Source organism: Neobacillus sp. NRS-1170 (assembly GCF_050468025.1).
The window spans coordinates 154,372-173,036 of the sequence record NZ_JBITPF010000003.1; the positions used below are offsets into that span (position 1 = coordinate 154,372).

24 protein-coding genes and 4 pseudogenes are annotated in these 18,665 nt (G+C 38.2%); 17 read left to right on the top strand and 11 right to left on the bottom strand.

What is annotated here, in order from left to right; genetic code table 11:
* Positions 1–229: 229 nt before the first annotated feature.
* Both mcrC and ACIFOT_RS00690 read right to left on the bottom strand, forming a co-directional pair.
* Positions 230–1,258, bottom strand: coding sequence for a 5-methylcytosine-specific restriction endonuclease system specificity protein McrC (mcrC, locus tag ACIFOT_RS00685; protein ID WP_430060657.1), 1,029 nt, complete (start codon positions 1,256–1,258; stop codon positions 230–232).
* Positions 1,251–3,389 (bottom strand): AAA family ATPase, encoded by a 2,139-nt coding sequence (locus tag ACIFOT_RS00690; protein WP_430060660.1) that lies wholly within the window; start codon positions 3,387–3,389, stop codon positions 1,251–1,253. The genes mcrC and ACIFOT_RS00690 overlap by 8 nt, the downstream gene beginning before the upstream one ends.
* 150 nt (positions 3,390–3,539) lie before the next feature.
* Here ACIFOT_RS00690 and ACIFOT_RS00695 point away from each other — a divergent pair.
* Positions 3,540–3,661: pseudogene (locus ACIFOT_RS00695) on the top strand (IS1595 family transposase); the annotation flags it as partial.
* 43 nt (positions 3,662–3,704) lie between these two features.
* Here the strand turns inward: ACIFOT_RS00695 and ACIFOT_RS00700 are convergent.
* On the bottom strand, positions 3,705–3,935 hold the full coding sequence (locus tag ACIFOT_RS00700) for a hypothetical protein (RefSeq protein ID WP_430060663.1): 231 nt from the start codon (positions 3,933–3,935) through the stop codon (positions 3,705–3,707).
* A gap of 263 nt (positions 3,936–4,198) precedes the next feature.
* Between ACIFOT_RS00700 and ACIFOT_RS00705 the strand changes: the two are divergent.
* A pseudogene (locus tag ACIFOT_RS00705) lies at positions 4,199–4,510 on the top strand (molybdopterin-dependent oxidoreductase); the annotation flags it as partial.
* A gap of 225 nt (positions 4,511–4,735) precedes the next feature.
* Here the strand turns inward: ACIFOT_RS00705 and ACIFOT_RS00710 are convergent.
* From ACIFOT_RS00710 to ACIFOT_RS00720, 3 genes are all read right to left on the bottom strand, one after another.
* The gene (locus tag ACIFOT_RS00710; RefSeq protein ID WP_430060666.1) at positions 4,736–5,419 is read right to left on the bottom strand and encodes a Crp/Fnr family transcriptional regulator; all 684 of its coding nucleotides are present in this window, start codon (positions 5,417–5,419) and stop codon (positions 4,736–4,738) included.
* Positions 5,420–5,580: 161 nt separating this feature from the next.
* Positions 5,581–6,189 (bottom strand): thioredoxin family protein, encoded by a 609-nt coding sequence (locus tag ACIFOT_RS00715; protein ID WP_430060669.1) that lies wholly within the window; start codon positions 6,187–6,189, stop codon positions 5,581–5,583.
* A 117-nt stretch (positions 6,190–6,306) separates the two neighbouring features.
* On the bottom strand, positions 6,307–7,731 hold the full coding sequence (locus ACIFOT_RS00720; protein WP_430060672.1) for a PLP-dependent aminotransferase family protein: 1,425 nt from the start codon (positions 7,729–7,731) through the stop codon (positions 6,307–6,309).
* A gap of 215 nt (positions 7,732–7,946) precedes the next feature.
* Here ACIFOT_RS00720 and ACIFOT_RS00725 point away from each other — a divergent pair, with 215 nt between their 5' ends.
* The 12 genes and pseudogenes from ACIFOT_RS00725 (at position 7,947) to ACIFOT_RS00780 (ending at position 14,279) form a co-directional block, all read left to right on the top strand.
* Positions 7,947–8,387: an OsmC family protein gene (locus tag ACIFOT_RS00725; protein WP_430060675.1), complete on the top strand. Its 441-nt coding sequence runs from the start codon at positions 7,947–7,949 to the stop codon at positions 8,385–8,387.
* A gap of 111 nt (positions 8,388–8,498) precedes the next feature.
* Positions 8,499–9,452 carry a peptide-methionine (R)-S-oxide reductase MsrB gene (gene msrB, locus ACIFOT_RS00730; RefSeq protein WP_430060678.1) on the top strand — a complete coding sequence of 318 codons (954 nt, stop codon included), beginning with the start codon at positions 8,499–8,501 and terminating at the stop codon, positions 9,450–9,452.
* 92 nt (positions 9,453–9,544) lie between these two features.
* Entirely contained in the window at positions 9,545–9,988 is a 444-nt protein-coding gene (locus tag ACIFOT_RS00735) for a carboxymuconolactone decarboxylase family protein (RefSeq protein ID WP_430060680.1), read from the top strand.
* A gap of 316 nt (positions 9,989–10,304) precedes the next feature.
* Positions 10,305–10,454 (top strand): aspartyl-phosphate phosphatase Spo0E family protein, encoded by a 150-nt coding sequence (locus tag ACIFOT_RS00740; protein ID WP_430060815.1) that lies wholly within the window; start codon positions 10,305–10,307, stop codon positions 10,452–10,454.
* Positions 10,455–10,626: 172 nt separating this feature from the next.
* Positions 10,627–10,941 carry a thioredoxin gene (trxA, locus tag ACIFOT_RS00745; RefSeq protein WP_430060683.1) on the top strand — a complete coding sequence of 105 codons (315 nt, stop codon included), beginning with the start codon at positions 10,627–10,629 and terminating at the stop codon, positions 10,939–10,941.
* A gap of 135 nt (positions 10,942–11,076) precedes the next feature.
* Positions 11,077–11,199, top strand: a pseudogene (locus ACIFOT_RS00750) (hypothetical protein); the annotation flags it as partial.
* A 52-nt stretch (positions 11,200–11,251) separates the two neighbouring features.
* Positions 11,252–11,770 (top strand): YkgB family protein, encoded by a 519-nt coding sequence (locus ACIFOT_RS00755; RefSeq protein WP_430060685.1) that lies wholly within the window; start codon positions 11,252–11,254, stop codon positions 11,768–11,770.
* 457 nt (positions 11,771–12,227) lie between these two features.
* Positions 12,228–12,467, top strand: a complete 240-nt coding sequence (locus ACIFOT_RS00760) for a DUF2553 family protein (protein WP_430060687.1) — start codon at positions 12,228–12,230, stop codon at positions 12,465–12,467.
* Positions 12,454–12,810, top strand: a complete 357-nt coding sequence (locus ACIFOT_RS00765; RefSeq protein ID WP_430060689.1) for an iron-sulfur cluster biosynthesis family protein — start codon at positions 12,454–12,456, stop codon at positions 12,808–12,810. Before ACIFOT_RS00760 ends, ACIFOT_RS00765 begins: the two co-directional genes overlap by 14 nt.
* A gap of 66 nt (positions 12,811–12,876) precedes the next feature.
* Positions 12,877–13,260 carry a peptide-methionine (S)-S-oxide reductase gene (locus ACIFOT_RS00770; protein ID WP_430060692.1) on the top strand — a complete coding sequence of 128 codons (384 nt, stop codon included), beginning with the start codon at positions 12,877–12,879 and terminating at the stop codon, positions 13,258–13,260.
* Between the two features lie 93 nt (positions 13,261–13,353).
* Entirely contained in the window at positions 13,354–13,593 is a 240-nt protein-coding gene (locus tag ACIFOT_RS00775; protein WP_430060695.1) for a glutaredoxin domain-containing protein, read from the top strand.
* 2 nt (positions 13,594–13,595) lie between these two features.
* Positions 13,596–14,279: a Crp/Fnr family transcriptional regulator gene (locus ACIFOT_RS00780; protein WP_430060698.1), complete on the top strand. Its 684-nt coding sequence runs from the start codon at positions 13,596–13,598 to the stop codon at positions 14,277–14,279.
* A 154-nt stretch (positions 14,280–14,433) separates the two neighbouring features.
* Here the strand turns inward: ACIFOT_RS00780 and ACIFOT_RS00785 are convergent, their stop codons facing one another.
* Positions 14,434–14,772, bottom strand: coding sequence for an MmcQ/YjbR family DNA-binding protein (locus ACIFOT_RS00785; RefSeq protein ID WP_430060701.1), 339 nt, complete (start codon positions 14,770–14,772; stop codon positions 14,434–14,436).
* 555 nt (positions 14,773–15,327) lie between these two features.
* Between ACIFOT_RS00785 and ACIFOT_RS00790 the strand changes: the two genes are divergently transcribed.
* The gene (locus ACIFOT_RS00790; protein ID WP_430060816.1) at positions 15,328–16,491 is read left to right on the top strand and encodes a CynX/NimT family MFS transporter; all 1,164 of its coding nucleotides are present in this window, start codon (positions 15,328–15,330) and stop codon (positions 16,489–16,491) included.
* A 57-nt stretch (positions 16,492–16,548) separates the two neighbouring features.
* Positions 16,549–16,817, top strand: a pseudogene (locus ACIFOT_RS00795) (NAD-dependent epimerase/dehydratase family protein); the annotation flags it as partial.
* Here the strand turns inward: ACIFOT_RS00795 and ACIFOT_RS00800 are convergent.
* From ACIFOT_RS00800 to ACIFOT_RS00815, 4 genes are all read right to left on the bottom strand, one after another.
* Positions 16,743–16,949 (bottom strand): hypothetical protein, encoded by a 207-nt coding sequence (locus ACIFOT_RS00800; RefSeq protein WP_430060703.1) that lies wholly within the window; start codon positions 16,947–16,949, stop codon positions 16,743–16,745. The pseudogene ACIFOT_RS00795 and the gene ACIFOT_RS00800 sit on opposite strands and share 75 nt — an antisense overlap.
* Before the next feature lie 170 nt (positions 16,950–17,119).
* The gene (locus tag ACIFOT_RS00805; protein WP_430060818.1) at positions 17,120–17,260 is read right to left on the bottom strand and encodes a helix-turn-helix domain-containing protein; all 141 of its coding nucleotides are present in this window, start codon (positions 17,258–17,260) and stop codon (positions 17,120–17,122) included.
* A gap of 35 nt (positions 17,261–17,295) precedes the next feature.
* Positions 17,296–17,535, bottom strand: coding sequence for a hypothetical protein (locus tag ACIFOT_RS00810; protein ID WP_430060706.1), 240 nt, complete (start codon positions 17,533–17,535; stop codon positions 17,296–17,298).
* Positions 17,532–17,786, bottom strand: coding sequence for a hypothetical protein (locus tag ACIFOT_RS00815; protein ID WP_430060709.1), 255 nt, complete (start codon positions 17,784–17,786; stop codon positions 17,532–17,534). Before ACIFOT_RS00815 ends, ACIFOT_RS00810 begins: the two co-directional genes overlap by 4 nt.
* 228 nt (positions 17,787–18,014) lie before the next feature.
* Between ACIFOT_RS00815 and ACIFOT_RS00820 the strand changes: the two genes are divergently transcribed.
* The gene (locus ACIFOT_RS00820; protein WP_430060712.1) at positions 18,015–18,608 is read left to right on the top strand and encodes a peroxiredoxin-like family protein; all 594 of its coding nucleotides are present in this window, start codon (positions 18,015–18,017) and stop codon (positions 18,606–18,608) included.
* Positions 18,609–18,665: the final 57 nt, after the last annotated feature.

Consider the following 18,665-nt stretch of genomic DNA (forward strand, 5'->3'; position numbering starts at 1 on the left):
GGTAGTGAAAAAGATATTTTAATGAAAGTTTTACGAAACAAAATAACGAGGCTTTAGTGAAATAAGATAATACATGAAAAAGGCTTAGAGTTCCTCTAAGCCTTTTTGACTGTGAAATATAATGTGAATTGTGTTGTGAAGTTTATATGATATCCTATGTGTTTAAGTCTGTGATTTACCGTTTTGTACCTCAAAAGTAAACCCGTTAAGTCATTCTGAGAAGGTTTTATTACATAAGTGCTGCAACTTCAGAAAGCTGTTTTTCTATTTCCTTCCAATCTGCCCCTAAGTCAAGTGTTTTAACGCTAAATCGATTCCCGCCAATTTGATAGTCATTGTCAGGTGTTATTTCTTCTTCTGTTTTTGCGTATAAAAGAAACCGGCTTACGTTGCCGCTGCCGTCCCGATCTTTGTTTTTAACATAAGTAAAAATCTGATATAGATTTCCGGAAATGATAGATTTACTATTAAACAAAGGATTTGTTTGCAAGGTTCGGCCATAATATTTGGCATCGATAATGAGTGTCTTAGAACCATCTGTTAGTGTAATGTCTGTTTTCATGGCTGGCAGAAAATCGTTCATGCCATCGTCCACGTTCCATTCAATATACGAAGCATTGGCAGAAAAATGAGGATACTCCTTTTTGAAATAGCCCAATATGAATTTCTCATATAACCGATGCATTTGCTGGTCGTCCAAATACTCTTTCATTTTATATTTGCCAGTTTCTGTCGTCAGTAATAAACCTTTAATGACCAACTGGCAGATGTTGATTAGCATTTTATACGTCGCATTATTACGGTGATAAATAATCGCGCTCCAGTTTATGGAATGTGGATTGAGTGTTTCCACACTTTGAAAAAATAGGGTAAGCTTACGTAATCCCTTCCGATTATCTTCCTTCACATCCCCGTATCGAATAAGAAGGAGCATGGTTGTTTTCAATATTTGATTTAATGGTGTATTTTCGGAAAATTGATCGTAATGACAGACCATCCTTCGTGCAAGGAGGGTGTTCTGTTTAATTGAATTCGTCACGTCAATTTTTCCGCGCAAATTGCTTGTTGCTTCTGTTTGTCCTATATATTCCCGATGTAAACCACGTTTAATTTGATTGCCAATTCCCCGAATAAGTATGGCTGCCATTAGGTCATGGAGGTTTTTAAATTCCTCCGCCTGGATGCTGCGAAATTCAGCTTCATTTAGTGTTTGAAAGGCATATGCGAGCATATAGTACACATTCTTAATCTTAATCACGTAAAGTACCCCGTAGTTTGCCGGTCCATAATTCTACCTTGGATGGTTCGTCAAACCAGTATTCATTAATCAGGGGGATAAGCTCATATTCCACGATTCCAGACAACCACTCGTCGTCTATGGTTTCATTGGTAGAAAAATAGCTATGCCCAATCCGGAATCCTTTACCGAGGGAAGCATCTTCCACAATTACGCTATTAAGCGTAACAACGGTATCGATTAACCGATCAAACTTTTCGTTTGCCACAGCAGCCTGGTATTTTTTAAAACCGTCGCTGTCAAAAGCGGGTTCAAATTCAAAAAAGGCAAAACGCCGGCGAAGGGCATAATCGATCATGGCAAGACTCCTGTCTGCTGTATTCATCATCCCGACAATATTGACGTTTTTTGGTACAGAGAATTGTTCATCTGAATAGAGGAGGCGGACATCCTTTCCTCGCTTATCGTTTTCAATCAGCATTAATAATTCACCGAATATTTTACTTAAGTTTCCACGGTTGATTGCGTCTATGATAAAGAAATATGGGCGATCATCCGGCTCTGCCTTTTTACAGAACTCATAAAATGGTCCTTTTAATAAAGAAAAGCCTTTTTCAGTAGGGCGATATCCCATAATGAAATCTTCATAGCTGTAACTTTGGTGAAATTGGATAATCATTACTCGATTCGTATCTTTCTCACCCATAATGGAATAGGCAAGCCGCTCGGCAGCAAATGTTTTTCCCACACCCGGTGCACCCATTAAAATCAAATTTTTCTTTTTGAGCAGGAGGTTCTTAAGTGTGTTATACCTTTCTTCATCTATATACACTTCGTTTAGGAAGTCCTCAACCGTATAACTTTCATATTGCGATACTTCATCATCATCTGTATTTAATTCTTCTTCGGCTTCCTCCGCAAATATATTTTCGAGCTTTTTGTAGTAATCCGTATAGGGGGTAATATCCGTGAGGGTTTTTAGGACGATTTGGCCTTCGTGATCCCATTCCCCTTTATGAGTCCAGCGGACAGCTCGGATATGCTTGTACTCATTTCTTGTATCGTCATACTGGTAATCCGATGTAACAATACCACGGCCGATGATTTTTTTTAGGCCTTTTTTCACGATAATAACATCACCGATTTGCATTTCATTGGCAAATTGCCAGGTAAGATGACCAGCATTAATATAGGAATATTCATCCCCATAGATTTCTTTCATTTTGGTCTTCATTGCTTCTTTAGAAGGGTAATTTTTTAAATCTCCGAGGCCATCCCAACCAATCCCCATTATCCCTTTGTCATAAAACTCTTCCCACATCCTCGAGCCTTCACCAGGCGCATAAATCCAATAACGTTTTTTATCGTTTTTCGTTACTGCTGTATGAGTGGAGACAGGTACTTGTTCATATGTACCACTGATGATGCTTTCTATGACTTCATTTTCTTCTTTTGTTACACGAAAATTGGTCGCACCTGGAAAGGTTAAGATCTCCATCCGTTTCGTCCGCTCATCGGCTAGCAATGTCGTCCTTTTGACTAAATTGGTTGTAAGTTTCCTTTGTATCAGAATCTCAACTGCCAAATACGGCTCTTTATTTAAATTATCGCTGCGGTTGTAAGGATCATTTAAATCTGGTTCCGTAATTCCTGGGTCACAAAGAATGGAACCTACGGCAATGATCCCTCCGTCAGACCCGGAAAGCCAAATATAGGCTTTGTCTCCTTTTTTAATCTGATTTTTATTTTGGTTTACAGCCCATTTTATTTGATTAAGGTCATTTACTGCACCAATAACATCATAATATTTAGGGTTCCCTTGAAATATCCAACAAGATGGCTCCTCTAATTCCTTAAGAAATTTTGCATATAAAATCAGTGCATAGGAAAATGCCTTCTTGCTGGTGGCTATATCTACTTCATCAAAATTCGTTGCGGATGTAAGGATCGGATATATATCTTCAAATTCAGTGGAATTTGTAATATAGAACAAATCTGTCTGTTGAATATTTTCAAGCTCTAACTTAGAAGATGCATTTTTAAGCGCATTAATATACGAGGTAATGGTATTGGAAGAATACGGTTCCCCATTTGCTTTTTTCTGCTTGCGCATCCAATTTTGGAAGGCAGTTTTTAAATATGTCTTGCTCATATTTTAGCTTCTCTCTCCTTACCATTTTTTTGCAATATATTTGTTTTCCTTAATTTTACCAAGTGTAGTAATAACATTCAGAAATTACCTTCCCTGTGTAAAATTCATCATAACTTTCTATATTAACTTCATAGATTATTCCTATTTGAAGTGGCTACGAAATACCTTGACAAATACCTATACTGTTTCCGATATTTGGAACAAAGTAAAAAAGTTGCTCACAAGAACGTGTAAAGCAACTTTTGTTTAGTGCTATTCGTAATTCAAATTAAGCAACTGTTGATATGTTTAGATTTTCTTAAATCTAACGCTATACTAAGTCGTGAGTTTTTTCAAACTTTTATATATCCATTCTGCAATGAATCCAGCAACAAAACCGTAGATAATTGGATTCAATGAACCACCAAAGGTAAATCCTCCATTTGAGGTTTCTTCAAAATTGAACCAACTGAACAATTCGATATTATACAAATGATCGCATAAGTATAATACTGAGGTTGTAATCATAAATACAATTGTTGGTATCCAAAAAGTCCCCATTTTCATTCAAATACCCCCTTAATTGGATTTTAATGGAAATATACATAAAGTCAATCATTTTCTGAAAGGGACATGCTGAATAACTAAAAATGTGCTGCCTATTTCTCTCCATGGAAAGAAAAAATAGCTCAAATTCAACCGAATGATTTAGTATTTTTATATTGAAATGGCAACTGAATAATTGCAAGGGGAATAGCAACAAGGGTAGTTGAAATAGCTGATTATATTAATCACGAAGGTTTCCATGAAAATGAAGAATATTATATGCATTTGGTGAGGTGAAGGAAGAAAAGTCCTTATCCTATAAGGAAATAAAGGAGCTTCCAAAGACCATATCAACCGTTAACATGCATTGTGTTACCACCTGGTCTAAATTTGATACAACTTTTGAAGGAATTGCACTTAGAGAGTTATTGAAATTTGTTGAAATTAATGAATGCGTAAAATACATTAAAATTTACGGTTACTACAATGGGGACAGATTTGGTTATTGTGCAAACCTGCCGCTAGAGCCTTTATTAGGGGAAGAGCGTGGCTATTCAATAACCGCAAATCCATTTAAAGAAGAGCGGTACCGTTAACACAGATTCGTCTACGAGGGAAGATCACAAAGATCCAATAGCTCTGCAAAATCCCTTCTTATTTCAAAATAAAAAATCTCAAAAACAATTGTTTTTGAGATTTTTAACGCAAGAAGCATAGCAAATTTTTATCATGTTATTAATTTCCATTTATTTAAATGGCCGAATATTCAATAAATAAAATAAACATTTTCTTTATGAACATGATATGAAAGTAGATATCGATTACCCCGCCTCCACCTCATATAGTTCCTTAGCCAGAACTGTATTAATTTTTAATGGCTTTCTTGAAATGACTTGTTCCTTTTCTAATACTCCTAAAAATAAACTAACGGTTTCTCTTGATGACCCGATCATACTTGCGATGTCATGCTGGGTGATTTTGACCCCAATTGTTTGCCATTCCTCACTTCTTACACCAAAACGGTTACTCAACTGCATGAAAAGTAAAAGAATTCGATATTTGACATCTTTATAAGCAATGCTTTCTGTTATTTGGTACATCTCTTTTAGCTTCGAAGTCATAATGGTTATAAGCTTTAAAGAAATATCAGGATTTTGACGAAGAAACTCTTCAAATCGCTCCTTTGTTAGCGTACAAACAAATGAATCAACCATCGTTTCTGCATAAATATCAGACTCTGTTAAGGAAAAACTAGAGGTTTCTCCAAAGATATTACCTTCACTTAAAAGATCAACCGTGAATTCCTTTCCTGTTGAAGATACCTTAAATAAACGAACCTGTCCTTTTTTCAAGAAAAATAACGACCCCATTTGTTGAGTCGGACTTAAGATAATTGTACCTTTTTTAATAGGAGCGGTTAGCGTCACTTCACCTATTTTCTTTAATTCTTCTTCCGGTAGCTCATCTAGTAAATTAATTTGTGATAGAAGCCTGAGTTTATCCAAGTCTACACTCCTTTGTTATACCGTTTCATAATCATTTCATAATCAAGCGACTCCTATATTTACGAACGACTTTAACAATATTCATAATTCTTCTCTATCGTTCGATATGTTCCATTAGATAGGGACAGTACACTTAGGTCGTACGTAATGTCCTTCTTTCCTTAACATTTGTGTATAGAGGAAAAAAGTTCAGTTAATTCCTGCAGTAGAACGTTCTGATAGTCAGTTGAATGATACAACTCACCTATTTCCCCATATACTTTTCCTATTTTCTCTTTGTAATCAGGAGCTTCCTTGTCAGGATTGGAACTTTTAAATCGATCCATGACAGCTTGAATATAGGCAGGACGAGCTCCCCACCTACCTAATACATTACCATTTTTATCTAGAATGACAGCAATCGGTTGATTACGAACTCCATCAGTTAAAAAATGGTCCATAGTTTCCAAGTGTTCTTCCATTAATAATACTTCTGTAGGAATGTTGCATTGTTCCATAACCCGGAAAAGGACCGGGACATTCCAAATAACGTCTGGGCACCAATCGGTACAAAGAATTAAGCAATAAAGATCTTGAGGATTACGAAAAGAATTAAAAAACAATTTGTCCGTTTTATTTTCCCATGAGAAATTTTCATAGTTGTACAAAAATTGGTCCTTCGTATTTAAGATTTTGCTTTGCTGCATTATTCGATTTTCCATATTGTCTATAAACTGTTGAGGAGTTATTCCAAGCCCAAATTTATGTTTTAAATTTATTGTTTCGTACATCTTTATCTTCATCCTTTCAAAAAAACTATCATTTTTCACATCACAATATTAGAACTAAACTGACCCTTTATAAATGGTCAGTTTAGTTCTATTTAAAAAGTCAGATTAGCATGAGGGTTACTGTTTAAGAAGAAAGGGTAACCAAGCCTTCTTTAATAACTCTATTCCTTTTTCCATGTCTTTCTCACTCACTCCAGCGAACCCTAAATACAATCTTGGGAAAGGATCAGTCCTTATGGTCATCCACATTTTTTTAAAGTCATAGACAATTATTCCCTCTTCAGCAGCTGATTTAATCAGGGTCTCTGTGGATTGATTCGTATTAACCGTGATTTGTATATGAAGGCCGGCATTTTGGCCAGTAATTTTTATATGGTTATGAAAATTTTCCTGTATAAGCTCAATTAATTTATGATGTTTTTTACGATATAACTTTCGTACTCTTCGGATATGCCGATACCAATGTCCTTGTTCTATAAAAGAAATCATTGCCCATTGGGTGATTCGAGAAGGGGCAGATGTGAATTCATAAGAACTTTCCTTCAATTTTGTCAATAACTTTTGTGGCAATACCATGTAGTTCATTCGTAAAGCTGGCGTAAATACCTTGGAGAAAGTACCAATATAAATCACTCTGTCATATTCATCTATACTTTGTAGAGAAGGGATAGACTTTCCTATATACCTGAATTCTCCGTCATAATCGTCTTCGATAATATATGCATCTTTATTAATTGCCCACTTTAATAAATGTTCCCTTTCGGAAAAAGGCATAATACCTCCTGTGGGAAACTGGTGTGAAGGAGTGATATAAACAAGTTTTGCGGAACTACCTTCTATATCGTTAACTGAAATCCCTTTTTCCCCTACTTGGATAGGTAATACTTCAAAACCATTCATTATAAATTGTTGACGTACCAAGTTATATCCTGGTTCTTCAAATGCTATTAGGGAATTATCGTTAAACAGATGGCAAAGTATTCGGATACTATCTGCTATTCCACTGCCAATTATGATTTGTTCAGGAGTGCAGCGAACGCCCCTCGCATTAAATAAGTAATCTGCTAGTGCTGCACGAAGTTTAGATTCTCCCTGGAGATCACCATATTTTCCAATATCCATTGAAAAATTTTCAAGAGCTTCTTTCAACATCTTATTCCAGGCTCGAATAGGGAAAGAATGTGGGTCAACAGCAGAAGGATTAAAATCAATTGTCGGTTTAGATTCAATAGGTGAACAGTTAATGCCTTTAATTTCTTGATCAGCATAGAGTTCATATTGTTTGGCAGGCAAAACAGCTTGTGGATTTATTGCGTAAAAACCCGATCGTGGCTTGCTAATTACGTATCCTTCAGCGATTAACATTTGAAACGCTGTTTCTATCGGTGTTTTACTGATATTCAGTTGCATTTGTATTGATCTTATAGAAGGCAGGCGCATACCATTCGTTATTTCTCCATTTCGAATGGCGTCTCGAATGTGCCGATAGACGGTAAGATAAATGGGTGTATTTTGTTCATCTTTTATTAAAATTTCAAACATCTACTATCACTTCCAGATAATAATTTTTTTAAAACTGTTTCAATTTCTAAGCGTTTAATTTATTAAATAAAGTTTTTAGATATTTTAACTAAATACTAACTGATTCAAGATTGTGAATCTATTTTATATGTAAGGCACCTAACATTTTTTTAAGTTGATTCCAAGTATACTCCTAAGTGTAAGTTAAAAAAAACACTTTAGAGGAGGAATTAATCATGGCATTAGTGAATTTCAATATCGAATCTACATCTCAAAAGGTAACAACTGAAGTGAAGGCAGGAGCTCATACATTTTTTGTAGACGAGCCAAAAAACTTAGGTGGAAATGATAAGGGGGCAAATCCATTAAATACACTACTAGGCTCTCTTTCAGGCTGTGAAAATGCCATTGCCAACATGGTGGCAAAGGAAATGAAGTTTAATTTAAATGGAATCGACTTCAAAATTGAAGGAGCTTTAGATCCAAAAGGCTTAAGGGGAGATGCATCCGTAAAGCAATACTTCCAAACCCTTACGATTGAAGCACTTGTTGATACTGAAGAGTCTGACGAAAGAATTCAAGAGCTTAAAGAAAAAACAGATTCAAGATGCCCGGTATTCAACATTTTAAAGGATACAAACTTTATTAAGATTCAATCTACTTGGAGAAGAAAATAATCTTACTGTTTGGCAAGGAACCCTTTATGAACTGAGAGTTATTTAAAAAAATGAAGAATAAATAAGGTCTGGGTAAACTAGGGATATATTGACTATACTGGAGGTCTGTTTATGTCAACACAACATGAATTAGCTACGTTTGCTGGTGGATGTTTTTGGTGTATGGTTCAACCCTTTGATGAATTACCAGGTATTATAAAAGTAGTGTCAGGCTATACAGGTGGGCATAAAGAGAGCCCAACTTATCATGAAGTGTGCTCTAATACAACGGGTCATTATGAGGCAGTTCAAATTACGTTCGACCCTACCATTTTTCCGTATGAGAAGCTGTTAGAGCTTTTCTGGCAGCAAATTGATCCTACCGATGCTCATGGTCAGTTTGGTGATCGAGGAGAGTCCTACAAAACGGCTATTTTTTATCATACAGAGGAGCAAAAGCGATTAGCCGAAGAATCTAAGCAGAAATTACAAGAAAGTAAAAGGTTTTCAAAGCCAATTGTGACAGAAATTAAAGAGGCGTCTGTGTTTTATCCGGCAGAAGAAAATCATCAGCACTATTATAAAAAGAATTCCTCTCATTATAACCTTTATAAGGAAGTGTCAGGACGAGCAGGATTTATTCGAGAAAACTGGAAAAAGCATCAGGCTGAAAACATCAAGAAGCTTACACCTATTCAGTATCGTGTCACACAAGAAAACGGAACGGAACCACCCTTCCAAAACGAATTCTGGGATCATAAAGATGAAGGGATTTATGTCGAGATTGTCTCTGGCAAACCATTATTTAGCTCTCTTGATAAATTTGATTCTGGCTGTGGGTGGCCCAGCTTCACAAAGCCAATCAGACATCAAGAGGTACTTGAAAAAGTAGATACGTCCCATGGAATGAGACGGATAGAAGTAAGAAGCACGTCGGCAGATTCTCATTTAGGACACGTATTTGATGATGGTCCACGTGATAAAGGTGGGCTTCGATATTGTATTAACTCTGCTGCACTTAAATTTATCCCAGTAGACAAGCTAAAAGAAGAAGGCTATGGGGAATATCTTCGTTTATTTAAATAGATATAAAAACGTTCCTGGATACTTCTCTAGCGTTTTTTATATTTAGCATAAAGGAAATTGAATTGAATAAACTTTTTTAGGAGGAAATAAAATTGACACAAAGAATTGATTATTACAATGTAGCACCAGACGCATTTGACATCATTGGGAAATTGGATAAGTATACGGCAACTACAGGTATAGACCGTAAACTTCGTGAACTTATTAGACTTCGTGCTTCTCAAATTAACGGCTGTCCACTTTGTATGTATATGCACACAACAGATGCCCTAAAAATGGGTGAAACGGAAGAAAGAATATATTGTATTAGTGCTTGGGAAGAGTGTGAATTTTACACAGAAGCAGAAAAAGTAGCTTTAGAGTTGACAGAGCACGTAACGTTAATCCCGACAAAACGTGTGCCAGATCAGCTTTATCAACGAGTGCGTAACCACTATGACGAAAAACAGTATGTTGACCTTGTTCTAATAATTAATCAAATTAACACTTGGAATAGAATGGCTATTGCAATGGGGCAAACAGCAATTGAAAAATAATAACTCTCAGCATAAAAGGGCCGTCGGGTGTGTGTATGCCTACGGTCCTTTTTTGGTTTGATACGGACTTTTATTTTTCTTCAATTTCAAATAACTGAAAAATTACGAAAGCAGAATAATCTTCTAAACGGTTAACCTCATAAATGTGAAATAGCTAACATTATTCATTTCCAAAATCAGCTACAGTCAAATAAAATAATGTGACCATTATGATATGAATGCGCTTATTCGATGTAAGAATGGTAAAACAGTGAGGTAAACGGTTATGGAGAAGAAGTACAGTGATTCGATAGCACCTATTTACTTTTTGAGGTATATGATTGAGGTAAAACGGGAAGAATTGACAAAATTATTCAACATTGATAAAAAACTTCAAAAAACTACTATCCTACAATTAAGTCAAGAACTTGACCAATTAATCAATCAATATTTAAAGATACATGAGGAGTCTTCAAAAAGAAAATGATGATTCATGAAGTTAAGAAAAGGGGGGCGAGCACAATGCTCGGTCCCTTGCTTTTATTTAAAATTAGTTGTAAATGTTAGCCAACTAACATTTTTAAATACAGAAAAAAACTATACTCGTAAGTGTAAATAAAGGAAAAAACTATTACAGATTTTAAGGAGATGGATAAGAGATGGCAGTATTAAACGTCACCGATCAAACATTTACGGCAGAAACTAACAATGGAATAGTGTTAGCTGATTTTTTCGCCACTTGGTGTGGACCTTGTAAAATGATTGCACCCGTTCTTGAAGAGCTTGATCAAGACATGGGGAACCAAGTTAAGATTGTAAAGATTGATGTCGATCAAAATCAAGAAACAGCCAATAAATTTGGTATCATGAGCATTCCGACTTTACTAGTCATGAAAAATGGCAAGGTTGTAAATACTTTGGTTGGTTTAAGATCTAAGGAAGCACTTGAGGAAGCATTAAATAAGCATATCTAATCCTAAAAAAGCATTGAGAAGTAACCATCGTTTTGGGGTAGTACCAGCGTTGCTGAGACCACCCGCAAGTGATGCTGGTATCATAATGTATCCCCATAAAGTAATTCAAGACATTGAGTTTTTAAACAAGCTAAGGATCTAGGGTTTACTTTGGAAGAAATTAAAGATCTACTTGCTGCATCAATCGGGGAAAAAGAATTTCATTCAGAAGAAATGCTCGAACTTGCATCAGGAAAAAATGGAGGAACATTTTTTTAGTCTTTCGGTAAATAACAAACTTACAATCGCTAATGGCGGAGGAGGAAACGTTATGTTCAAGTTATTTGAAGCTTTCGGTCAAAAAATTGAGATCATCGGAAAAAAGGGTTTGTTTATCGCACTGGCCATCGTTTATATTTGGATTGGCGCGATGAAATTCACGACCTACGAAGCGAAGGGGATTGCCCCCCTTGTAAACAACAGCCCAGTACTTGGGTGGCTTTACAACTATTTTTCAATTCGTACGTTTTCTTCACTATTGGGCATATTAGAATTATTAGTCGGCCTACTCATTCTCAGTCGCTTTGTGTCTGCAAAGCTGTCAGCTGTTGGAGCGTTTCTTTCCTGCATTCTATTTCTGACGACATTGAGTTTCATGGTCTCCACGCCGGGTGTCTTTGAGCCGAGCCTCGGTTTCCCCGCCCTTTCTTCGTTGCCAGGTCAATTTCTGTTGAAGGATCTCGTCTTGCTGGGCGCTTCTGTGTTTGCCTTGGGCGAGTCACTGAAGGCTGCTAGCCATGGAACGTTTCATAAAACCAGGGAGAGGTGCTATCCGGATGTGGGAAAATAATCAGATCATTTGATGGTTCCGAATGTCTTGATTTGTATCGATTTATTAAAGATCTGCATGTTTTTTACCCAATTTAGAAGCGAAAGCCTATGGAGTTAAATCCGTTCCAGCAGTTGCAATCAATGGGAAATTAGTGAACGCGAATGGTATCGATATTGATGTGTTAGAAGTTGCTGGGTTTTGGTCTATGTTCATAATGAATTCGCAAGGGTGAAGACTTCACCCTTGTTTTCTTATTTAAAGAAAGAAGAGTGGTCCTTGAATACAGTTGTTTCAAAGGTGTCAGCGACGCTGGTACTACCCCGTTTCGGTAGGTCACTTTTCCTATAATTTGTATGATGTTCAAGCAATGGTATTAGCTAATCTGTAATGCAACTGACATTTTTCTTTTAAATTTTCCACTATACTCTTACCTGTAAGGAGTAATAAGTAAAATAAAAGAGTGGGAGGAAATAAAATGAAGAATCAGATTAACGTGACGGAGCAAATTAGAACAGTTTTAAAAGAAGGAAAGATAGAATTATTCATGAAAGAAGAACTGATAGGAAGAGTTTCAATTACTCCAGAAAAACAGGGTAAGGTAGAACTGATTCAAGGCTTTACAGAAAAAGACGGAAAGATATTTAGATTGATAGAGCATTTACAAAATGATCATCCTAAAGCCTATGTGGAGGGCTGTGACCTTGGCTGGTGCTAAATTTGGAAGAGAGGATGACAACATCATGAACGTTCTATTTACAGAAAGAGCAATGGAAAGACTTAGTCAGGAGCCCGCACAGGCGTATCAGTTAAATCCTAGCCTGGGTGGATGCTCCATTGGAGCAGATTGGGTAACGTTTGTTGGGATAAAGGAACTGAGTGCAGAACTAAACGAACAATTCCTTTCAACCAACTTTAAACCAGTCCTACTGGGACATAAGTCAGACCATTTATTTAATGAAGATTTAAAAGTGGACTATAATCCAAATACATCCACGTTTATTCTAAAAAGCAACAGTCAAATTTATACAGCGTATATGAAGCTAGAATATAAAAATTAAAAATGATACAAATCAGGCATCTTGTAATCGATTTGCCCTGATTTGTATTTTTTTGAGGTGATGAGATTGGATACCGTAACATTTGGAATGGGTTGCTTTTGGGGGCCTGAGGCACGATTTGGGTACCATCCAGGGATTCTTAGAACGAGAGTCGGGTACGCAGGTGGAAAAGAAGGTCAACCGACCTCGAAAAACACGTTAGACTACACGGAGGTTTTACAAGTCCAGTTTAACGCAGAGCTTTTAAGCTTAGAGCAAATCGTAAATCAATTTTTTAAGCAACATAATACAATGAGAGCACCTCGTTCTATGAAGTACCGATCTTTATTGTTGTTTGAAAACGAAAAGCAGAAGAGTGAAATGCTTCAAAAACTAGGCACCATGAGCTACGATAAAAGTTTAACACAACCGGCCCCTTTTCTAACTCTTTATACAGATAATATATTGTAAGGTATCTTACATTTACATTTAAAATATATGTGTAAAATAATGTTGACCATACAGACAAATTGTTTGCTGCAACTTTAGAGGATAAGACAACTTATGAAGAAGAGGAAGAGTGAAGGGGAAATGGTTTTATATATATTACCAAGCTGTTGTAAATGCCAAGAAGTTATCAAGCTATTTACCAAGCTAGAGATAGAAGTGAAAGTAATCAATATTTTTGATACGATGAATGCAGACCGAACCTTAACATTGGATAATGGGCTACCAGTTTTAGAGGAAAATAATGAGTGGCTTGATTATGAAATGATTATGAAACGGTATAACAAAGGAGTGTAGACATGGATAAACTCAGGCTTCTTTCACAAATTAATTTACTAGATGAGCTCCCGGAAGAAGAATTAAAGAAACTAGACGAAGTGACGCTAACCGCTCCTATTAAAAAAGGTACAATTATCTTAAGTCCGACTCAACAAATGAGGTCGTTATTTTTCTTGAAAAAAGGACAGGTTCGTTTATTTAAGGTATCTTCAACAGGAAAGGAATTCACGGTTGATCTTTTAAGTGAAGGTAATGTCTTTGGAGAAACCTCTAGTTTTTCCTTAACAGAGTCTGATATTTATGCAGAAACGATGGTTGATTCATTTGTTTGTACGCTAACAAAGGAGCGATTTGAAGAGTTTCTTCGTCAAAATCCTGATATTTCGTTAAAGCTTATAACCCTCTTGACTTCGAAGCTAAAAGAGATGTACCAAATAACAGAAAGCATTGCTTATAAAGATGTCAAATATCGAATTCTTTTACTTTTCATGCAGTTGAGTAACCGTTTTGGTGTAAGAAGTGGGGAATGGCAAACAGTTGGGGTCAAAATCACCCAGCATGATATCGCAAGTATGATCGGGTCATCAAGAGAAACCGTTAGTTTATTTTTAGGAGTATTAGAAAAGGAACAAGTCATTACAAGAAAGCCATTAAAAATTAATACAGTTTTGGCTAAGGAACTATATGAGGTGGAGGAGGGGTAATCGATATCTACTTTCATATCATGTTGATAAAAGAAAATTTGGAACAAAAACAAAACATTCTAAACACCCTCTTATTTGGCATACCCATAGGAGGGTGTTTAATATTATGGGGAAATTTAAACTTCAAATTGTTTGGCCATTATCAATTGTAAAACTAAATAGACTCCCGGATGCTCTTAGGAAGGTTTTTCACAACCAAATCGTAAGAGTGGTCAATCATTTCAAAGATAGCCGACTCTGTCAAAGAACCCTCGAGAATAATCGTATTCCAGTGCTGTTTGTTCATATGATACCCTGGTCGAACGTCCTCATGCTGCTCTCTCAAGTTTTCCGAAATCACCGGGTCGCATTTTAGGTTCAAGTACCCTTTTTCCTCATAAAAAAGAGCGAATATTTTACCTGCAATTTTAATTGCTAATGGATCGTGTCCCAAGGGATAATCCTTAATCGCTCCTTTTTTGTTTAGACAGTATTCGATGAAATTATTTTTCAAACCAGCTCATCTCCTTCGTAAATGACATCGTATAGTCCACGACGTCTATCTAGACTGCTCCGCATGGATGGTCTGTGATGGGCTGCCCTCGAACTCCTGCCATCCAAGACAAAATAAAATTGACTGATAACTCAATGGTATTTGGCGGTTTAGTTTTCAGTATAACATGCTAACCGAAACGACATCTGTCATCTACATTACATTTTTCTGCCGTTTACACAATTTCAAAAATAAAAGATAACTGTAAGCTGCATTACAGAACTCCGATTCTTTTAGAATTATAATCAAGCTATCACTTGAAATTGGAGGTTTCAGAACGATGAGCAACCAGTGGTATGCTAATTTTTAAATAAAAGTTGATCTGATGGAATCCAATTTTACATCCTAACATGGATATTACCAATACAAAGTTTCAGAAAGAAGATGAAACCGATGAACCTTCGAACCTTGTTTATTCGGACCCGTGAACGGAATGTTCGAAATAGTGAAGCAATCTCACAACCTCCGGGAATATTGTCGAAGGCGGCCAACTGGCTTCTGATCGCCGCCCTTTTTATGGCATCTCTGAATCTGAGGCCTACGATTAGTTCAATCGCGCCCATACTAGAGGTCATTCGAAGGGATCTGGGCATGAATGCATTTGCAGCCAGTTTATTAACCTCTATCCCGGTTCTTTGCATGGGCTTTCTTTCGCCGCTATCCATTCGACTCGGCAAACATATTGGCTTTGAACGGGGGATTGCCTGTTCTCTGATTATGATAACGGGAGGCGCGCTTTTGCGTTTGGTCGCGCATTCTGCTCCCATGTTGCTTCTTACCGCCTTTTTAACAGGTGTTGGCGTAGCTGTGATGGGGCCACTATTATCTGGATTTATCAAAAAGCACTTTTTTCGCAACATTCCAATGATGATCGCCTTATACTCTATGGCCTTGTCGCTGGGGGCCGCTCTTGGTGCAAGCTTGTCCGCTCCTATTCAAATGAAATTACACTCATGGCAGTCTGCGCTTGCTTTTTGGGCGCTGTTAGCGGTCGCGGCTGTTCCGGTGTGGTATGCAGTAGTTAAACAGCAGGTCTATTCTCCAATCGTAGAGGCTACGGAACCGTCTCAAATGTCCGCGTTGCCGTGGGGCAATAAAAAGGCATGGCTGTTAACCTTCCATTTTGGACTTATGGCTTTTGTTTTTTATTCCTTGATGGGATGGTTGCCGCCTATAATGGAAAGTGCGGAGTTCTCACACTTTTACTCTGGAATTCTACTGACGATGTTTGCCTTGATTCAAATACCGAGTGGGCTGGTGGTTCAGATGCTGCTGAAACGCTTTCCTTCCCGCTTGGTCTGGCTTCTTTCAGCCTCATTTCTGCAGCTAATTGGGCTGATCTTAATTTTTTTCGCTACACTTCCATGGTTGGCGGCTCTTTTATGCGGGTTTGGCTGCGGGATGCTATTTACTCTAGGCACCTTGCTGCCGATAGACGAAGCGGAAAATCCACATGAGGCGGCATCCTGGGCAGCTATGACACAATCTGTAGGATATTTGATCGGGGCGATGGGACCGGTCTTTGTCGGCTGGGTTAATGATACTACACATAAATTTGGCTTTGCGATATCGGGATTGATTCTTATCACGCTGATATTGGCGATGGTTCAATGGCTGATAGTTCCGCGAAAAGCAAAATCGGGAGTTGAAACCGCAGCGAGAATCATGAATAGCATTTGATAATAAAAAGTTGGTAGTTGTGCATATGGAGATTTTGTAGCATGTTCTACTGGGGTAATCGGCAAATTGCTTCTTCCCAAATTAGTGCAAGCAGGGCACGAAGTTATTGGGAGTCTCATATCCCGGAACGCACACCGTTGATTTGAGCTTTCGGTGCAAAGGCGATCGTGGTTGATTCATTTGATCGAGAAGAGCTATATTCAGCACTTGTCTACATTCAGCCCGATGTGGTTATTCATCAGTTAACTTCATTAAGCAATTGGAACTTTGAGGATAACACCAGAATCAGAATAAAGGGAACGTGTAATTTGGGAGACGCCGCTCGCGCGCAACTTGGTGAGATCGTCCAGCTGGTCCGGGATGGTCGGCTGCGGACAAACATCGGCAACGTGGCGTCCCTCGACGATGCTGTCGCCGCCTTCAACCCGACGGAGCGGATCAAAGGGAAAGACGATCATCCGCGTTCGTCCGTAAGGGCTCAGGGACAGTGACCGGGCCTCGTGGAACATCGTCAGCCGGGAGGCCCGGTCATTTCCAGCTTCGGACATGGGAACTAAATAGCAATTTACGACATATGTCCTTAAAGAGTAAAAGCAAAGACCACCGGAAATCCGGTGGTCTTTGCATATCAATGTATAGAGTTTCGAGGAATATTTTCTTCAAGTATTGTAACAGCAAGTTGAACAGACATGCGTGATGTCTTAACGACGCCCTCCTTGGCAAGCTCGCTCATCACGCTACTGACCGATTCACGGCTAGCACCGATCATATTGGGAATCTCTTGATGGGAAAGCGGCAGATCGATCAACGCATATCCGTCTTGATTGACGCCGAATTTGGCGCCCAGTGTGGAAAGGAGATGGAGCGCTTGCCCTCCTTGACGAAATAGAGTCCCTCGCGCGCGGACTCCGGGGTTTGGACCAATGTGTTTTTTGTGATCCGATTGAGATGATGGATGGTATCTAGCGGATCAATCTCTCTCATTTCTTCTAGCGGCATTTCTTCAAAAATACTTATTTGCGATAAATACCAAAGCTTGTTCATCGGATATATCGGTCCTCCAAAATAATGTTGGTAAAGTCATTGGCGTTCTTTGCAATAACATTATTGCAAAGAACGGACTTTTTTAAGGCTTCGGACGGTTCCATCCGCGCTCTATGGCTTAAATCTGAAGCACCGGCTATGACGGTTCCTTTTTTATCGATAATATATGTGGCTGTGAGAGGAAGCCCAAATGTATGGTCACTGTTATATTGATGTAGCTCAATACCTGATCTTTTCGGAATGGCTTGCATAAAGTCAGGCAGCTTGTATTTAAGATTGTAGTTTATCGGAATCTGTCATCTCATTGATCTGCGTTTTACACAATTTCAAAAATAAAAGATAACTGTAAGCTGCATTACAGAACTCCGATTCTATTAGAATTATAATCAAGCTATCACTTGATATTGGAGGTTTCATAACGATGAACAACCAAAATTTAACCGAACAACTGGAAGGGGCCACACAGCAGTTTAAGGCCAATGCACCGATTGAAGCGCAGATCCAGATCGGTCAAATGGATTGAGGAACTTCAGAAATCGGGGATCGCTTCCCGGAAGCAACCAGGCGAAAAGGCGGTAGACTTTAAATTAACAAACGCACTAGGCCGGGATGTAGTTTTATTTGAAGAGCTCGCGAAAGGACCGGTTGTGCTAGTCTTCTATCGCGGCGGATGGTGTCCTTTTTGCAATATGCAATTAAAGGCTTACCAGCAGATATTGCCAGAAATCCAAGCGATGGGAGCGCAGCTTATCGCGATTAGCCCACAAAAGCCGGATCATTCGTTATCCCTTCAAGAAAAGGAAGGATTGGAATTTCAAGTCCTTAGCGATCCGAACGGCTTGGTAACAGCCAAGTACAATCTGCTCTTCGATGTTCCGCCGGGAGTAAGGGAAATCACGGAAGGTATCGGACTTGATCTTGCGGAGTACAACAATACCTCCAAATGGATCTTGCCGGTTCCTGCTACTTTCATGATCGATGAGAGCGCCATTATCCGCTCCGCTTATGTCAATCCGAATTTCATGCAGCGTCAAAGCCCGGAGGAAATTTTGCGAGAGCTAAGAAAGCTGTAACGGATTGACATCAATCTACAAAGTGGTTGTGATTACAAGATCGGTTATCAAAGAAAG